15 protein-coding genes and 1 pseudogene are annotated in these 16,826 nt (G+C 70.6%); 6 read left to right on the top strand and 10 right to left on the bottom strand.

Annotated elements, in window-relative coordinates:
- Nucleotides 1-55 precede the first annotated feature (55 nt).
- Entirely contained in the window at nucleotides 56-973 is a 918-nt protein-coding gene (locus tag AB0O15_RS07745; RefSeq protein ID WP_364315430.1) for an NAD(P)-dependent oxidoreductase, read from the top strand.
- Between the two features lie 77 nt (nucleotides 974-1,050).
- Here the strand turns inward: AB0O15_RS07745 and AB0O15_RS07740 are convergent, their stop codons facing one another.
- From AB0O15_RS07740 to AB0O15_RS07730, 3 genes are all read right to left on the bottom strand, one after another.
- Nucleotides 1,051-1,560, bottom strand: coding sequence for an ArsR family transcriptional regulator (locus AB0O15_RS07740; protein WP_364315428.1), 510 nt, complete (start codon nucleotides 1,558-1,560; stop codon nucleotides 1,051-1,053).
- A gap of 115 nt (nucleotides 1,561-1,675) precedes the next feature.
- On the bottom strand, nucleotides 1,676-2,266 hold the full coding sequence (locus AB0O15_RS07735; RefSeq protein ID WP_364317123.1) for a DUF998 domain-containing protein: 591 nt from the start codon (nucleotides 2,264-2,266) through the stop codon (nucleotides 1,676-1,678).
- 157 nt (nucleotides 2,267-2,423) lie between these two features.
- Complete coding sequence (locus AB0O15_RS07730; RefSeq protein ID WP_364315426.1) at nucleotides 2,424-3,026, bottom strand: PadR family transcriptional regulator; 603 nt, start codon at nucleotides 3,024-3,026, stop codon at nucleotides 2,424-2,426.
- A gap of 124 nt (nucleotides 3,027-3,150) precedes the next feature.
- Here AB0O15_RS07730 and AB0O15_RS07725 point away from each other — a divergent pair, with 124 nt between their 5' ends.
- Nucleotides 3,151-3,990: a GNAT family N-acetyltransferase gene (locus AB0O15_RS07725; protein ID WP_364315423.1), complete on the top strand. Its 840-nt coding sequence runs from the start codon at nucleotides 3,151-3,153 to the stop codon at nucleotides 3,988-3,990.
- A 134-nt stretch (nucleotides 3,991-4,124) separates the two neighbouring features.
- Complete coding sequence (locus tag AB0O15_RS07720; RefSeq protein ID WP_364315420.1) at nucleotides 4,125-4,265, top strand: hypothetical protein; 141 nt, start codon at nucleotides 4,125-4,127, stop codon at nucleotides 4,263-4,265.
- Here AB0O15_RS07720 and ispG read toward each other — a convergent pair.
- The 3 genes from ispG to dxr are packed head-to-tail and all read right to left on the bottom strand — an operon-like array spanning nucleotide 4,252 to nucleotide 7,896.
- Nucleotides 4,252-5,424 carry a flavodoxin-dependent (E)-4-hydroxy-3-methylbut-2-enyl-diphosphate synthase gene (ispG, locus tag AB0O15_RS07715; protein WP_364315418.1) on the bottom strand — a complete coding sequence of 391 codons (1,173 nt, stop codon included), beginning with the start codon at nucleotides 5,422-5,424 and terminating at the stop codon, nucleotides 4,252-4,254. The two genes, AB0O15_RS07720 and ispG, sit on opposite strands and share 14 nt — an antisense overlap.
- 7 nt (nucleotides 5,425-5,431) lie before the next feature.
- Nucleotides 5,432-6,688: a site-2 protease family protein gene (locus AB0O15_RS07710; RefSeq protein WP_364315415.1), complete on the bottom strand. Its 1,257-nt coding sequence runs from the start codon at nucleotides 6,686-6,688 to the stop codon at nucleotides 5,432-5,434.
- On the bottom strand, nucleotides 6,688-7,896 hold the full coding sequence (gene dxr, locus AB0O15_RS07705; protein WP_364315413.1) for a 1-deoxy-D-xylulose-5-phosphate reductoisomerase: 1,209 nt from the start codon (nucleotides 7,894-7,896) through the stop codon (nucleotides 6,688-6,690). Before dxr ends, AB0O15_RS07710 begins: the two co-directional genes overlap by 1 nt.
- 59 nt (nucleotides 7,897-7,955) lie before the next feature.
- Between dxr and AB0O15_RS07700 the strand changes: the two genes are divergently transcribed.
- A complete protein-coding gene (locus AB0O15_RS07700) occupies nucleotides 7,956-8,825 on the top strand; it encodes a YhjD/YihY/BrkB family envelope integrity protein (protein ID WP_364315410.1) in 870 nt (289 codons plus the stop codon).
- A gap of 6 nt (nucleotides 8,826-8,831) precedes the next feature.
- Here AB0O15_RS07700 and AB0O15_RS07695 read toward each other — a convergent pair.
- Nucleotides 8,832-10,799: pseudogene (locus AB0O15_RS07695) on the bottom strand (MMPL family transporter); the annotation flags it as partial.
- A 73-nt stretch (nucleotides 10,800-10,872) separates the two neighbouring features.
- Here AB0O15_RS07695 and AB0O15_RS07690 point away from each other — a divergent pair.
- A complete protein-coding gene (locus AB0O15_RS07690; RefSeq protein ID WP_364315407.1) occupies nucleotides 10,873-12,471 on the top strand; it encodes an NAD(P)/FAD-dependent oxidoreductase in 1,599 nt (532 codons plus the stop codon).
- 112 nt (nucleotides 12,472-12,583) lie between these two features.
- Here the strand turns inward: AB0O15_RS07690 and AB0O15_RS07685 are convergent, their stop codons facing one another.
- Nucleotides 12,584-14,134, bottom strand: coding sequence for a Rieske 2Fe-2S domain-containing protein (locus tag AB0O15_RS07685; RefSeq protein WP_364315404.1), 1,551 nt, complete (start codon nucleotides 14,132-14,134; stop codon nucleotides 12,584-12,586).
- Between the two features lie 102 nt (nucleotides 14,135-14,236).
- On the opposite strand from AB0O15_RS07685, the gene AB0O15_RS07680 reads away from it, so the two are divergent.
- Complete coding sequence (locus tag AB0O15_RS07680) at nucleotides 14,237-14,494, top strand: hypothetical protein (RefSeq protein ID WP_364315401.1); 258 nt, start codon at nucleotides 14,237-14,239, stop codon at nucleotides 14,492-14,494.
- A 39-nt stretch (nucleotides 14,495-14,533) separates the two neighbouring features.
- On the opposite strand, the gene AB0O15_RS07675 is transcribed toward AB0O15_RS07680, so the two are convergent.
- Together AB0O15_RS07675 and rlmN are read right to left on the bottom strand one after the other, a co-directional pair.
- Nucleotides 14,534-15,610 carry a DivIVA domain-containing protein gene (locus tag AB0O15_RS07675; RefSeq protein ID WP_364315398.1) on the bottom strand — a complete coding sequence of 359 codons (1,077 nt, stop codon included), beginning with the start codon at nucleotides 15,608-15,610 and terminating at the stop codon, nucleotides 14,534-14,536.
- A 37-nt stretch (nucleotides 15,611-15,647) separates the two neighbouring features.
- A complete protein-coding gene (rlmN, locus tag AB0O15_RS07670; protein WP_364315395.1) occupies nucleotides 15,648-16,826 on the bottom strand; it encodes a 23S rRNA (adenine(2503)-C(2))-methyltransferase RlmN in 1,179 nt (392 codons plus the stop codon).

Genomic DNA, 16,826 nt, shown 5'->3' with positions numbered 1-16,826 from the left:
CGATCGCTGGATTGGCTCGCGACCTCCGCCGGCCACGACGCATATCGTCTCGGCCATGATCGTTGGATTTCTGGGGCTCGGCGTGATGGGCGTGCCGATGGCTCTCAACCTGGCCCGCGCCGGCACTCCCCTGGTCGTGTGGAGCCGCCGCCCGCCGGCCGACGACGAGTTGGCCGCCCTGATGGCGCCCTCGGCCGCCGAGGTGATCGCCCGCGCCGACGTCGTCCTGCTCATGCTGGCCAACGGCGAGGCCATCGATGCCGTGCTCGGCCGCGGCACCGACGACTTCGCCGCGCTGAAGGGCCGCATCGTGGTCCACATGGGCACGACCGCGCCGGAATACTCGGCCGGCCTCGGCGAGGACGTGATCGCCGCCGGTGGCCGCTACGTCGAGGCGCCGGTCTCCGGCTCACGCAAACCGGCCGAGGCGGGGCAACTGGTCGCGATGCTCGCCGGGGCGCCGGACGACGTGGCGGTGGTGCGGCCCCTGATCGCGCCGATGGTCCGTGAGGCCGTGGAATGCGGCCCGGTCCCGCAGGGTCTGCTGATGAAGCTGGCGGTCAACCTCTACCTGATCAACCTGGTGACCGGGCTGGCCGAGGCGTACCACTTCGCCGAGCGCGGCGGCCTCGACCTGGAGCGGCTGACCGCGGTGCTGAACGCCGGCCAGATGGCCAGCGACATCTCCCGGATCAAGACGGTGAAGCTGCGCGACCGGGAGTTCGGGGTGCAGGCCGCGATCCGGGACGTGCACTACAACAGCGAGCTGGTGGCCGACGCCGCCCGTCGCGCCGGGATCGCGTCACCGCTGCTCGACGCGTGTGAGCAGCTGTTCGGCGAGGCGGTGGCGCTGGGCCACGGCCCGGACGACATGGCCGCGGTCGTCACGGCGCTGGAAGCGCGTACCCATCAGATCTCTCACACCAGGAAGGCGAGCACGGCCACGCAGATCGCGGCGGACAGCCCCGACTGAAGCCGGCGCCATTGCGGCTTGCCGCGGCCCACCGTCGGCAGCGAGCACCAGCGCACGATCACCGCGGTCGACCCGCCTCACCGCTTGGCTCCCATGACCAGCGCCAGCAGCGGGATCACCCGCTCGCCAGGGACCTCGTAGACCCCACGCGCCGACGCACGCAGCCACCCGGCGCTGACCAGTTGCCGCAGGTGGTGGTAGATCTGCCCGGTCGTGCCCAGCCCTTCCTGCTCGGCCAGGTCGGCCGGGTTGCGGACCCCCTGGAGCACCCGCTTGAGCAGCATCAGCCGCACCGGATGGCCCAGAGCGGCGAGCGTGGTGGCCGGGCCGGACCAGTCGTCCTCCAGCAGGCCCTGCACGGGCAGGCCCATCTGCCACTCGTAGTGTTCGGTCGGCGACAGCTCGACGATGCCGGTGTAGAGCACCGCCCCGCCCTCGAGGTCTCCGATCTGCGCCCGGAGGCCCTCCAGCGCCCAGAAGGTCTGCTCGTGCCGGTTGGGCGCGACGATCTCTTCCGGCCGTGCGGTCAGGGCGGCGACCCGCTCCTCCAGCGCCGCGACACGTTCTTCCAGGCTCCGCTCTTCCATAACTCCATAATTACGGACCTACGGAGAAGCAGCAAGACGGAGCCGCGAGTTGATCATTTCGTCCCACCGGGCGACGTGGCGATCCTGGCGCTCAGAAGGAGCCACCCACCTGACGCTACGGAGAGGGGTCGAGCCAACGCCGCAGCCCCGTCCCGATCAGCCAGGCCACCGCGACCACCAGAAGCAGCCGCTCCAGAACGGCCCCCAGCGGCACCCGCCCCGCGAACACCATGGTGAGCCCGAGCGCCCCGCCGACCGGAACCACGACTCCCGCCGCCAAGCCGGACAACCGATCGTCGGCGGTCCACCACCTGACCGCCATCGCCCCCGCCAGCACCGCCATCCCGAGGATCGCGGCTCCGGCATGCACCACGTCGCCGAACGTGCTCACCTCGTACGGCGGCAGCGGGCACCCCGCCGTACACGGAACCGCCCCGGAAATCCCCGCCAGCACCGCCGCCACCAGCAGAAGGCGCGCCCGCAGACTCAGCCCGAGACAGCCGACGCCGATTGCGAGCACCACCAGCCCCGTCCGATACACCCCGGCGAACGGCAGGCCGGTGACTCCCGCCTCGCTCACGTACCCCTGCTCCCAGGGTCCGGGCGCCGCGATCAGCCCGGCCAACATCGCCAGGGCGCCACCGAAAACCGCGGCCGCCGCGACCGCGGCGAGCCGCCGACGGCCAACCGATCGAAATTCTTGGATCGTCAGCGCCCCCCACCTCCTCCCCCCACCCCGTCACTGGGTGGGGCAACAACGTAGCCGCCGAAATCGCCGAACCGACGGTTATCCACAGGCGGCAAGCGTCACAAAGAGGAGCGGCCCGCACCGAAGCTCGGTGCGGGCCGCTCGAAGGTGCCGGTCACTCGCTGTCGGCGAGAATCGCGTACAGCCGGCGCTTGGTGTCCCCCAACACCTCCAGCGCCTTCTGCCGCTGCTCCGGCGTTCCGTTGAAGCCGATCTGGCGCAGCGCGTCGAAGATGCCCGCGGCCGCGTCACGGAAGTCGTGCACCTGGGACATGCTGTCCTCGCTGAACTGCGCCCACGGCGGGTTCTGCGCGGCGGTCTCGGCCTCGGGCCGGCCGTCGGAGGTGAGCCGGTAGCTCTTGCGGCTGCCGGCCGCCTCGGCCTCGATCAGGCCCTCGTCCTCCAACATCTGGAGGGTGGGGTAGACCGAGCCGGGGCTGGGGCGCCAGATGCCGCCGGTGCGACTCTCCAGCTCCTGGATGATCTCGTAGCCGTGCATGGGCCGCTCGAGGAGCAGCGCCAGGACGGCGGGCCGGACGTTGGGCCGGCTACCTCGACCGCCACGCCGGCCGCCGCGGCCTTCGGGCCCGCCGCCCCAGCCGCCCCAGCCGGGGCCGCCGTGGCCACCAGGACCACCGGGACCGAACGGGAAGCCGGGAGGGAAGCCGAACCCACGCATGCGGGCCTCGTGCAGATGACGGAATGCTTCGTGCCTCATGATGTTTCACCAATCTGTCGTCGATAGTTAGACGATATATCGGCGAACGATCGGCTGCAACCCCTTCTTGGCGGAGTGGGGTACGTCGCGCGTGAGCTAGGCGTCATCTGGCAATCTGGTAGCTGTGCTGACGGTGCCGATGCGCCAGCTCGGGGAGTCCGAGCGGGCGACGGTCGAGCGGATCCTCGACCGAGACCCCTACGCCGGCGCCCAGATCGCCGAGCGTGTGGCTGCTCATGGGCTCAGCTGGTGGCGATCCGACGGCCGCGTCTACGGCTACGGCCCCAGCCACGGCGTGGAGTCGCTGATCTGGTCGGGCGCCCATCTGGTGCCGGTGTGCGCGACCCCGGCCGCCGTGACCGCCTTCGCCGAGCTGCTGGCCGGCGAGCCACGCATCTGTTCGTCGATCATCGGCCGCGCCGACGCGGTGCTCGACCTCTGGGACCGGCTCGCGGCGCACTGGGGCCCGGCCCGCGACGTGCGCCCCGACCAGCCCCTGCTCGTGACCGATCAAGACCCCGAGATCAAGCCCGATCCGGGGGTACGCCTGGTCCGCCACGACGAGGTCGATCTGCTGTTCCCGGCCGCCGTCGCGATGTACACCGAGGAGGTCGGCGTCTCCCCGCTCCAGGACGACGGCGGCCGCGGCTACCGTCGCCGCATCGCCGAGCTGGTCCGCGGCAAGCGCGCCTACGCCCGCTTCCACGAGGGGCGGGTGATCTTCAAGGCCGAGCTGGCCATCACCACCCGGCACACCGCCCAGGTCCAGGGCGTCTGGGTCGACCCGGAGTTCCGCGGCCGAGGCCTGGCCGCCCCGGCGATGGCAGCGGTCACCCTCGACGCGCTACATCGCGTGGCCCCGACGGTCAGCCTCTACGTGAACGACTACAACACCGCCGCCCGCCGGGCCTACGTCCGCTGCGGCTTCCGGCCGGCGGGCACCTTCGCCACCGTGCTGTTCTGAGCGCCCGGCTGTTCTGAGCGCCCGCCACCGTTTGCCCGGCGCCGCGCCGGGAACCCGCACACGATGGGCTGACCTTCACCGCGGACAACCCGCTGCGAGCCCACGGCAGCATCCGCCACGAACTCGGTCGCCGGATGGACTACATCTTCGTCCGGATGGACGAGTGGGGCCCGGCCCTCGCCGTCGACGAGTGCGAGCTGGTTCTGGACCAGCCCGTCGACGGCGTCTGGGCCGGCGACCACTTCGGCGTGACGGCCCGGCTCAGTGCACCGTGACGGTCGGCCCCGGGAGCAGTTCGCGCATCTCGTCGGGCAGGTCGGCGCCCATCTGGTCGGCGAGCCGCAGCGCCTCTTCGACCAGCGTCTCGACGATGATCGACTCGGGCACGGTCTTGATGACCTGGCCCTTGACGAAGATCTGGCCCTTGCCGTTGCCGGAGGCCACGCCCAGGTCGGCCTCGCGCGCCTCGCCCGGCCCGTTCACCACGCAGCCCATGACGGCCACCCGCAGCGGCACCGGGAAGCCCTCGAGCGCCGCGGTGACCTGCTCGGCCAGCGTGTAGACGTCGACCTGGGCCCGGCCGCACGACGGGCAGGAGACGATCTCCAGCCCGCGCTCGCGCAACCCCAGCGACTCGAGGATCTGGTTGCCGACCTTGATCTCCTCGACCGGCGGCGCCGACAGCGACACCCGGATCGTGTCGCCGATGCCCTCGGCCAGCAACGCGCCGAACGCCACCGCGCTCTTGATCGTGCCCTGGAAGGCCGGCCCGGCCTCGGTCACGCCGAGGTGCAGCGGGTAGTCGCACTGCTCGGCCAGCAGACGGTAGGCCCGGATCATCACCACCGGGTCGTTGTGCTTGACCGAGATCTTGATGTCGCGGAAGCCGTGCTCCTCGAACAGTGAGCATTCCCACAGCGCCGACTCGACCATCGCCTCGGCGGTGGCCTTGCCGTACTTCTCCAGCAGCCGCTTGTCGAGGCTGCCGGCGTTGACGCCGATCCGGATCGGGATGCCGGCGTCGCCCGCCCGCTTCGCGATCTCCTTGACCTGGTCGTCGAACTTGCGGATGTTGCCCGGGTTGACCCGGACCGCCGCGCACCCGGCGTCGATCGCCGCGAACACGTACTTGGGCTGGAAGTGGATGTCGGCGATGACCGGGATCTGCGACTTCTTGGCGATCGCGGGCAGCGCCTCGACGTCGTCCTGTGACGGCACCGCGACCCGGACGATCTGGCAGCCGGACGCCGTGAGCTCGGCGATCTGTTGCAGCGTGGCGTTCACGTCGGCGGTGAGGGTTGTGGTCATCGACTGGACACTGACCGGGGCGCCACCACCCACGGGAACCGAGCCGACCATGAGCTGGCGGCTCTTGCGGCGGGGGGCGAGCGGCGGCGGCGGAACGGCCGGCATGCCGAGACTTACTGCGGTCACTGTCACATCACCTGGAGAAGATCGAGATCGGATTGACGACGTCCGCCGTGATGGTGAGCAGGGTGAACGCCCCACCGATCAGGATGACGGCGTAGGTCAACGGCATCAACTTGAAGTAGTCGACACGCCCTGGATCGGGTCGCTTGAGCCTGGCGTAGAGCCACGAGCGGACGCGTTCGTACCACGCGATCGCGATGTGTCCGCCGTCGAGCGGCAACAGCGGCAGCAGGTTGAAGATGCCGATGAAGACGTTCAGCGAGATGAAAATCATCAGGAACACCTGGGGCAGGCCGGCGGCGATCGCCTCGCCACCGAGGCGGCTGGCGCCGACCACGCTGATCGGGGTGTCGGGGTCGCGGGTGTCGCCGGTGATCGAGTTCCACAGGGCCGGGACCTTCTCGGGGATCCGCTTCATCGCCTCGAAGGTGCCCTTGAGGATGGTTACGGTGTATTCGCCGGTGGCCCCGAAGGCGTCGATCGGGCCGTAGGTCATCAGGCCGGGCTCGGTGGTGGTCCAGCTGATGCCGGCCACGGCCACCTGGGTGACGGTCCCGCTCGGGTCGTCCAGCGGCGGGCGCTGGGCCGCGACCAGGTCGACCGAGGCGGTGCCGGGCTGGCCGGCGCGGCTGTAGGCGAACTCGGCGGGCCCGGCCGGCAGCGCCCGGATGGTGTCGGTGAGCTGGCCGTAGTTGTCGATCGGCTTGCCGTTGATCGCGGTGATGATGTCGTCGGTCTTGAGCCCGGCGGCGGCCGCGGGGCCCTTCAGGTCGCCGTTGGTGCCCACCGCGCAGGGCGTCTCGCGGAGGCTGATCTGCACGCAGTCGCCGACCTGGATCTGGGCCGGCGCGGCCCGCTGCTCGGCCGCGTCGGTCGGCAGGGCGGGGTTGGGCAGGCCGACGAAGACCGCCGCGAACCACATCGCCACGAGCGCCAGCAGGAAGTGGGTGATCGAGCCGGACGCCATCACGATCGTCCGCTTCCAGACCGGGAACCGCCACATGACCCGCGGCTGGTCGGCCGGGTCGACGTCGTCGTCCTGCGGCGTCATCCCGACGATCTTGCAGAAGCCACCGAGCGGGATCCACTTCAGGCCGTACTCGGTCTCACCGCGCTTGAAGGAGAACACCGTCGGGCCGAAGCCGACGAAGTACTTGCTGACCTTCATGCCGAACCGCTTGGCAGTGATCATGTGGCCCGCCTCGTGCAGGCTCACCGAGATCAGGATGGCCAGCGCGAACGCCGCCACACCCACCCAATACAGCATCAGGCTCCTTCTGCCGCAGTCGCGATCATCCGCTGCGCCTGGGTCCGCGCCCAGGACTCCGCGGCCAGCACGTCATCGACGGTACCCGGATCAGCAAAACCGGGCGCCGCCGAGAGCACCCGTTCCAGGGTGTCGACGATGCCCAGAAAAGGTAGCCGACCGGACACGAACGCGGCCACACACTCTTCGTTGGCCGCGTTGTAGACAGCGGGCAACAGATGCCCCGCCTCACCCGCCTGTTTCGCCAGCCGTACGGCCGGAAAGGCCTGGTCGTCGAGCGGTCGCAGCTCCCAGTTGTGAGCCTCACGCCAATCGACCCCGGCCGCCGCACCGGGCACCCGATCGGGCCACGCCAGCGCCAGCGCGATCGGCAGCCGCATGTCGGGCGGGCTGGCCTGGGCCAGCGTGGAGCCGTCGGCGAACTCGACCAGCGAGTGCAGCACCGACTGGGGGTGCACCATCACCTCGATGTCGGCGTACGGCACGTCGAACAGCTCGTGGGCCTCGATCACCTCGAGTCCCTTGTTCACCATGGTGGCCGAGTTGATCGTGACGACCGGGCCCATGTCCCAGGTCGGGTGCTTGAGCGCGTCTTCCGGTGTGACATGCGTCAACTCGTCGCGCGATCGGCCGCGGAAGGCGCCCCCGCTCGCGGTCAGCACCAGCCGGCGCACCTCGTCCCGGCGACCGCCGCGCAGGCACTGGGCCAGCGCCGAGTGTTCGGAGTCGACCGGCACGATCTGCCCGGGCGCCGCCGCGGCCCGGACCAGCGGCCCGCCGGCGACCAGCGACTCCTTGTTGGCCAGCGCCAGCGTGCGGCCGGCCCGCAGCGCGGCCAGCGTGGGCGCGAGACCGAGGCTGCCCACGACGCCGTTGAGCACCACGTCACAGGGCCACTCGGCCAGCTCGGCCATCGCGGTCGGCCCGGCCACGATCTTGGGCAGCTGGAAGTCGCCGCTGGACCACCCGCGCTTCTGCGCCTCGGCGTAGAAGGCGAGCTGAAGATCCTGGACGCAGGACGACCGGGCCACCCCGACCACCTCGACGGCCAGCTCGAGGGCCTGCTCGGCCAGCAACGCGACGTTGCCGCCGCCGGCGCCCAGCGCGACCACCCGGAACCTCTCGGGGTTGCGCCGGACGATGTCGATGGCCTGGGTCCCGATCGAACCGGTCGACCCGAGCAGTACTAGCTCCCGCATGACGACCATCTTCCCGGACGCGGGCCGAAGTCCGAATTTGCCTGTGGACAACTGGGTATCAGTCCAGCGTGCTGGCCACCCTGAAAGCCGTCCTCCGTCCGCTCCGAGGGCGGGACGTGTCGCTGCACGCGGCCGCGGTCACGTTCTACGCCGGCATCGCGGTGGTGCCGGTGTGCCTGCTGGCGATCTACGTCACCGGGCTGGTGGCGGGGGCCGACCGGATCCGGCGGCTGACCGGGCTGACCATCGAGGCGCTGCCGGACGCGATCGGCGCGCCCCGGGCGCTCTCCGCGCTGATCGGCGCCGGGCTGCAGCTGTCACCCTGGTTCGCCCTGGCCAGCCTGCTCCCGGCGACGCTCTACGGCGAGGGGCTGCGCCGGGCGTTCGTCTCGGTCCGGAGCCGGGACGAGACGATGGTCGGCTGGCGCGGGCGGATCCTCTGGCTGCCGCTGCTGGCCGCGGCGCCCGCCCTGCTGCTCGCCGTGTTCCTGGCGCTCCCGGTGACCAGCGGTCTGTGGGTACGCGGCGGCTGGTACGCCGTCGGCGGTGTGGTCCTGTCGTTCCTGGCCTGCTGGCTGGTGCTGACCCCGATGGTGATCTGGGTCTACCGCTACCTCGCCCCGGGCCGCCCGCCGTGGCTCGCCACCGTCGTGGTCGGCTCGTTCACCGCCGCCAACCTGTCCGGCTTCCTGCACGGCTTCGTGCTGTTCTGCTCGCTACCGCTGGACCTCGGTGTCCCGTTCGGTGGCTTCACCGAGATCGGCGGCATGGTCGCGATCGGCCTCTGGCTCTACCTCTTCCACGTCCTCATGCTGGTGGGGTACGGCGCCACCCTCAGCGCCGGCGCCTTCCAGCAAAGGCGAGCGGAAGCGCGCGAGCGGGCCGGGCGCCCACCAGTTGAGCCGGCCGAGCAGGCGCATGGTGGCCGGCACGAGTAGCGCCCGCACCAGCGTGGCATCGACCAGGATGGCCACGATCATGCCCACGCCGATCGTCTTCACGATCGAGACGCCGCCGGTCGCGAACCCGGCCACCACGACGATGAGCAGGAGCGCGGCCGCGGTGATGATCCGCCCGGTGTGCTGCAGGCCGGTGGCGACCGCGGTGGTGTTGTCGCCGGTGCGGTCCCACTCCTCACGGACCCGCGAGAGCAGGAACACCTCGTAGTCGGTGGCCAGGCCGAACAGCACCGCCAGGACCAGGATCATGTTGCTGGGCTCGATGAACCCGGTCGACTCGAAGCGCAGCAGGCTCTCGAAATGGCCGTCCTGGAAGATCCACACCACCACGCCGAACGACGCGCCGATCGAGACCGCGTTCATCACCACCGCCTTGATCGGCAGCAGCACCGACCCGAAGGCCAGGAAGAGCAGCAGGAAGGTGGCCACGGCCATGATCAGCGCCATCCACGGCAGCCGCTCGGCCAGGCTCTCCAGCAGGTCCTGGTCGATCGCCGCGCGGCCGCCGACCAGGGCGTCCGGCGCCAGGTCACGGATCTGCCGGACCACCTCGCGCGCGGCCTCGCTGCTGGGGTCGTACGCGGTGATCACGGTGACCAGGGACGGGTCGGTCGCCTGGGCGTCGGTCACGCCACGCAGCCCGGAGATGCGCCCGGCCAGCGCCGCGGCGTTACCCGCGGGAGCGTACACATCGATCGGGGTGGCGCCGCCGCCCGGGAAATCGTCACGCAGCGTCTCGACCACGATCCGGGCCGGGGTGTCGGCCGGCATCACCCGGGCGTCGAACCCGCCGAACTCCACCCTGGTGAACGGCACCGCGAACAGCACCAGCAGGGCGAGGACGCCGAGCAGGTAGGGCACCGGCCGGCGCATCACGCTGTGGGCGAGGCGGGCCCAGCCGGCGCCGGGTACGGCGTCACGACGGTGTGGCAGCGGGATGCGCAGGCGGTCGATGCGGTGCCCGAGCAGGGACAGCGCCGCGGGCAGCACGGTCAGCGCGGCGAGCATGGCGACCAGCACCGCCGCCATGCCCCCGATCGCCATCCCGCCCAGGAACGGCTGCGGGAAGATCAGCAGGGACGACAGGGCCAGCATGATGGTCAACCCCGAGACCACGACGGTACGGCCGGCCGTCACGACCGTGATCCGGATCGCCTCCGGCACGTCCCGCCCGTTGGCCAGCTCCTCGCGGAAACGGCTGACCACGAACAGCGAGTAGTCGATCGCCATGCCCAGCCCGAGCAGGGTGATCACGTTGATCGCGAAGACGCTGATGTCGGTCAGATAGGTCAGCCCGCGTACGGCCAGGAACGCGCCGAGAATCGCGATGCCACCGATGACCAGCGGGGACAGCGCCGCCACCACGCCACGGAAGATCAGGATCAGCAGCAGGAGCAGGACCGGCAGCGAGAACAGCTCGGCCCGGGTCACGTCCCGCTCGGTCTGCTCGTTGGCCTGCTGGTTGAACGCCACCTCGCCGCCGACGTCGGTGCGCAGCCCGGCCGCCTCCAGATGGGGCTCGACCGCCTCGTACGCGGCCAGCTTGGCGTCCGCGTCGTCGCCGGCCAGCCAGACGGTGGCGTAGGTGGCCCGGCCGTCGTTGCTGATCAGCCCCGGGATACGCCCGTCGAGATAGCTGGCCACGTTGGTGACCTGCGGCTGCTCGCGGATGTCGGCGACCGCGGCGCCGATCGCCGCGCGTACCCGAGCGTCCTGAACGGTTGTGTCGCCGCTCGACCAGAGCACCACCAGGTCGGGGTCGGGCCGGTGCAGGCGCTCGGCGATCGCGTCGCGCGCCCGGTTGGACTCGGAGCCGGGGTCGTCGTAGCCGCCGCCGGTGAGCTCGCCGAAGACGCCGAGACCCCAGGTGGCGCCGGCCGCGACCAGAGCCAGCGCGGCGACAATCACCGCTCCGCGGACGCGTACGACGGCGCGTCCCCACCACCCGAACATGCCGCCAACCTACTGGACGTCCGTTATCCACAGACCGGAACGTGAGGCAGATTTCAGCGCTAGGGTCCACGCCATGACGTCTCTTCCGCAGCGTGCCGATGTGGTCATCATCGGGTCCGGCCACAACGGCCTGGTGTCGGCGATCCTGCTCGCGCGGGCCGGCCTCGACGTGGTGGTCCTGGAGGCCGCCGAGGTGCTGGGCGGCGCCACGCGCACGGAACACCCGTTCCCGCGGGTGCCCGGTCTGGGCCAGTCGACCGGGTCCTACCTGCTCGGGCTGATGCCGCCCGAGCTGCTGCGGAAGCTGGATGTGGACATTCCGGTGCTGCGCCGCGACCCGCACTACTTCCTGCCCACGCCCGGTCCGGCCGGCTCGCCCTACCTGCTGTTCGGCAGCGACCGCGCGGCCACCCGGGCCCAGATGGAGCGGTTCTTCTCGCCGCGTGACGTGGCGGCCGACGAGGCCATGGCGGTCGAGGTCGCGGCGTTGCGGTCCGACCTGGCCCCGGCCTGGCTGCGCGAGCCGGGCTCGATCGAAGAGGTCGCCGACCGGCACATCCGCCCGGCCCTGCAGAGCACGTTCATCGACCTGGTGCGCGGGTCGGTCGCCGACTACCTCTCGCGCTTCGGTTTCAAGTCCGAGCTGCTGATGAGCATGTACGCGGTGACCGACGGCATCTCCGGCCTGAACGCGGGCCCCGACGACCCCGGCACCGGCCACAACTTCCTGGCCCACAACATGTGCCGGCTGCCCGACGCTGACGGCACCTGGATGATCGCGGCCGGCGGCATGGGCACGGTGTCCCGCATGTTCGCCGACGCCGCCCGGTCGGCCGGAGCCCAGATCTTCACGGCTACGCCGGTGAGCGCCGTGACCGTCGACGGCGGCGCCGCCAGCGGGGTGGCCCTGGCCGACGGGCAGACCGTCGCCGCCCCCGTCGTGCTGGGCGCCTGCGACCCGTTCCGGCTCATCGACCTCGTGCCGCCCGGCGCGTTGCCGGCCACCCTGACCGACCACCTGGCGTCGATCAAGAAGCCGGGCACCACCATGAAGGTCAACCTGGCGCTGCGCGACCTGCCGGCCTTCTCCTGCCTGCCGCCCGGCGCGGCGTCACCGTTCGGCTCGACCATCCACCTGCTGCCCGGTTCGGCCGGACTGGCCGGGGGCGCGGAAGGCGAGTCGCCGATGGCCGCGTTGCGCGCGATGTGGGCCGACGTGCAGGCGGGGCGGCTGCCCGAGGAGCCGACGATCGAGTGGTACCTGCACACGACCGTCGACCCGAGCCTGCAGGACGAGGCGGGGCACCACTCGTCGGCGCTGTTCGTGCAGTCGGTGCCGTACACGCTGGCCGGCACCACATGGGACGAGGCGCTGCCCGGCTACGTCGAGAAGCTGCTGGCCATCTGTGACCGGTACGCCCCCGGCACCAGCGACCTGGTCGCCGACACGATGCCGCTCACGCCACCCGGCATCGAACGGCATTTCGGCATCACCGGTGGCCACATCCACCACGTCGACAACACGGTCGCCTTCAACCAGCGCATGCCCTACGCGACGGGCCTGGACGGCCTCTACGCCGGCTCCGCCGGAACCCACCCGGCCGGCAGCGTCATCGGCGCCGCCGGCCACAACGCCGCCATGCGCATCCTGAAAGACCTGGGGAGGTCTTAGGAGCGCAACCGCTCACGCACGTGGAGCGCAGCGACCCTCGGCGGGAGCAGCGGTCTGGACCACCCACCCCGCTACGACCTGATCTTGATCTAGCTCTTGATCTGGCCTTTGATCAGCTCTTCTCGGCGCGGATCTTGTGGCCGACGCTGGTCAGGCACCTCCCGCTGGGGAGGTCGAATTTCCAGCCGTGGAGTTGGCAGGTCAGGGTGTTGCCGTCGAGGACGCCGAAGCGGGACAGGTCGGCCTTCAGGTGGGGGCAGCGGCGCTGCACGTTCCAGTCGCCGATCACGGTGTCCTCGGCGTCGACCGAGCGCTCGTGCTCGTCGTACCAGCCCTCGGCGTACTGCAGGCGCTCCTCGGACAGGCACTTGAAGAACGAGTAGACGAACTCGTTGTACTGCCCGATGCGCGCGGCGGAGAAGCGGCAGGACAGGAAGAGCGAGTTGACCCAGTCGCCCTCGTCGATGTGGATGAGGTGCTCGATGAGGGCGCGGCCGGTCTTGAAGCGGTAGCGGACCTTCTCGTCGGCGTACGGCCGGACCTGCTTGCCCGGGAAGTCGACGACGATCGACTCGACCACCTCGCCGCCCGAGCCGAACGAGTCGGTGAGGTCGAACCGGACGGGGCCGCCGACGCCGTTGGCCATGAACAGCGACTCTTCGAGCAGCGGCTCGATGCGCTTCTTGAGCTCGCCCAGCACGTCGATCTCGGGGTGCCGCCAGGACGCCTTCTCGGCCTCGATGATCGGGCGCTTGCGCTCGCGCATCTCCTCGAGGTGCTGCTGCTTGTTGGCGAAGAACTCGTCGACGTCGGTCGGGTGGGACGTGTCGATCGAGTGTTCGGTGAGCTCGGACACGCTGCCGGGCAGGAGCACGACGCCGTTGGTGCCGCCGACCTTCGCGTACTCCGACATGAAGACCGACTGGTCGGGGAAGATGTTGCCCTCGTCGCCGTGGATGTCGTTGAACTGCCACAGCTCGTCGTCGAGGAAGCACGGCGGGCCGGCGATCGGGAAGACGTGTGACGCCTTGAGGTCGTTGATGTAGCGCCAGGTGCGGTCGAACTGCCGGTCGCGTTTCTGCTTGCCGAACGCGGTCTTCGCGTTCTGCGGCAGCTCGTAGACCATCGGGTACCAGATCGCGCCGGAGAACTGGAGCAGGTGGGCGTGCACGTGGCCCAGCTCGGCGAACGTGGTCAGGTCGCTCGGCCGGGCGTCGTTCTGGTTCAGCACCCGGATGCCGTCGTGTTCCACCCAGAGCGAGCTGTCGCCGATCGGGCCGTCGGTCGGGCTGATCAGCGCCTGGATCATCACCTTGAGCCCGCCGTCGAGCTCGTGCACCTCGTTCGACCGCGTCTTGAAGAACTTGGTGAAGCCCAGCTCACGCAACTCGTCCTCGAGCTGGCTGGTCGGGTACTCCGGCAGCAGCACGGTCGCCTTCTTGCTGATGTGCTGCTTCAGGTTCTTCGCGTCGAAGTGGTCGCGGTGCAGGTGGGACACGTAGAGGTAGTCGACGTCGCCCAGCTGGTCCCAGTCGAGCTGGGAGTTGTCGGGGAACGGGAACCACGAGGCGAAGAACGCCGGGTTCACCCAGGGGTCACACAAGATGCTGCCCGCGGCCGTGTCGATCCGCATGCTCGCGTGGCCAGTGCCCGTGATCCGCACCGTTGCTCTCCCTCACTGCCGGGTGTCCCAACGGCATCGAAGGTACCGGGTGCGGGTTGGTGGGCTGCGCGCGGAGCCGCCGTGCGAAAATGACCGGGAGAAATGATCACCGCCGCGCAGGAGGACCGAATCGTGGCTGAAGAGCCGGTTTACGCTCCCGATCAGCTCAAGCCGGGCAACCGCAAGTGGGGCCGGCGTGGAGCACTGGGGTCGGCCGCGATCATGCTGCTCTACTTCTGGGGCAACCACGAGGGCAACACCGAGAACCTCTATCTCGCCATCACCGCCCTGGCGCTGGTGGGCCTGGTGATCGCGGACGTGGTCCTGCGTCGTAACGGCCTCAAGCCGAACGACCAGTAACCGCTGTTGTGGAGGGGCCCGGGCCGGGCCCCTCACCACTCAGCGACGGCGCAGCAGGATGTCCTTGACCTCGCGCAGCGCGGCGTCCACCTCGGCCTCGAAGTAGCCACCCGGAACCAGCCCGAACTGCAGCGTGTCGAGCTCGTTCTCGGGGACCGGCATCGGGCCGCGTCCGGACATGGCCTGCAGGATGCTCTCGAACAGCCGGTCGACCTGCATCGGGTCGTAACCGCTGCCGAACCGGCGCGGCTGGAACGTCCGCCGCAGCTGGTCCACGCGGTAGAGCTCACCGTTCGGGCCGCCACCGCCACCCATCGGCGGGCCGCCGCCCATGCCCGGGCCGCCACCCATCGGCGGGCCGCTCATCGGCGAGGGCGGGCCACTCATCGGGGACGGCGGGCCACTCATCGGGGACGGGCCGTAGCCGCCACGGTCGCGCTCGGGCATCCGGATCTCGGCGGTCATGTCCGCCTTGCCGTGCCGGCCGGGCTCGAACGACTCGTAGCTGCCGGTGTCGTACTGACCGGGGCCGGGACCCTGACCGGGGCCGGGACCGCCGGGGCCCATCTGGCCGCGCTGGCCGCCGTACGAAGGCTCTTCGCGCTGGCCGCCGTACGAAGGCTCTTCGCGCTGGCCGCCGTACGAAGGCTCCTCGTAACCGCCGCGCCCGTAACCCTGGTCGGGCGGCGGGGGAAGCTGTTGCTGCTGGCGCTGAGGCATCTGCGGGGGCATCTGGATCCGCTCGGTGGGCGGAGCACCGCGGCCCATCCCGCCGGCGCCCATCGACTGACCCATCCGGTCGACCGGCATCGCCCCGGCCCCGCCGCGCATCGGCTCGGGCGCCATCCGCGGGTCGGGCTGCCGGCCGCCGCCACGCTCCTCGAACTCGGCCAGCTGCCGTTCCACGCGGTCGAGGTGAAGGTCGACCTGCCACTCGTCGTAGCCGCCGAAGCGCACCCGGAAGACGACGTCGTGCACCTCCTGAGCGCCGACCGGAGGGCCGACCTGCTCACCGGCCAGGGTGGCCTCCACACGGTCGAGGAAGCTGTCGACCTCGTCCACCTTGTAGCCGCGCCGCAGCGCGCGCCGTCGGAAACGCTGCCCCTGACTCGTCACAACGTCTCCCAATCCTGCTGCTGGGTACTCGGCCCAGTCACTGTGCCACCTCCGCGTCGGCGGCGGGGCCCCCAGCGCCCGCCTCCGTCACCTCGCCCGCGGCCAGCTGGCCGCAGGCGCCATCGATCTCGCGGCCCCTGGTATCGCGGACCGTCGTCGCCACACCCGCCGCGCGGAGCCGGGCGACGAACTCCCGCTCGGCCGGTTTGGGACTGGCATCCCACTTGCTGCCCGGAGTCGGGTTCAACGGGATGAGATTCACATGAGCCAGCTTGCCGCGCAGCAGCCTGCCAAGCAGGTCGGCGCGCCAGGGCTGATCGTTTACGTCCCTGATCAGGGCGTACTCGATGGATATCCGGCGTCCGGTCTGCGCCGCGTAATCGAACGCGGCTCCGAGCACCTCGGCCACCTTCCAACGCTGGTTGACAGGCACTAGCTCATCGCGCAGATCATCATCGGGGGCGTGCAGTGAGAGTGCAAGGGTCACCTGAAGCTCTTCGGCGATCAACCGGCGCATTGCGGGCACCAGCCCCACGGTGGAGACGGTGATGTGCCGTTGCGAAAGGCCGAGCCCTTCGGGAGCCGGCGCGGTGAGCCGCCGGACCGCCTCGAGCACCCGCGGATAGTTGGCCAGCGGCTCGCCCATGCCCATGAACACGACCCGGGACAGCCGCGGCGGCGAACCGGTGACCGCGCCCGACGCGGCGACCCCGGCCAGGTAGACCACCTGGTCGACGATCTCGGCGACGGACAGGTTGCGGGTCAGGCCGGCCTGGCCGGTGGCGCAGAACGGGCAGGCCATGCCGCAGCCGGCCTGGCTGGAGACGCAGGCGGTCACGCGGTCGGGGTAGCCCATCAGCACGCTCTCGACGAGCGCGTTGTCGTGCAGCCGCCACAGCGTCTTGCGGGTGGCGCCGTTGTCGCAGGCCAGCTCGCGCACCGGGGTGAGCAGGGTGGGCAGCAGGTCGCCGGTCAGGCGCTCGCGGGTGGCCGCGGGCAGGTCGGTCATCGAGCCGGGGTCGCGGACCAGCCGGCCGAAGTAGTGGGTGGAGATCTGCTTGGCCCGGAAGGCGGGCTCGCCGAGACCGGTGACGGCGGCCTGACGGCCGGCCAGGTCGAGATCGGCGAGGTGGCGCGGGGGCATGCTGGCCCGACGGCGCGTACGCACGGCGTCCGGCGAATCGGGACTGGTCGGAATGACCGGGAGAGTCGTCAT

Source organism: Actinoplanes sp. NPDC089786 (assembly GCF_040684855.1).
Taxonomy (GTDB): Bacteria; Actinomycetota; Actinomycetes; order Mycobacteriales; family Micromonosporaceae; genus Actinoplanes.
Note: the sequence above shows the minus strand (reverse complement) of the source record. Positions and strands in the feature narration are given on the sequence as shown.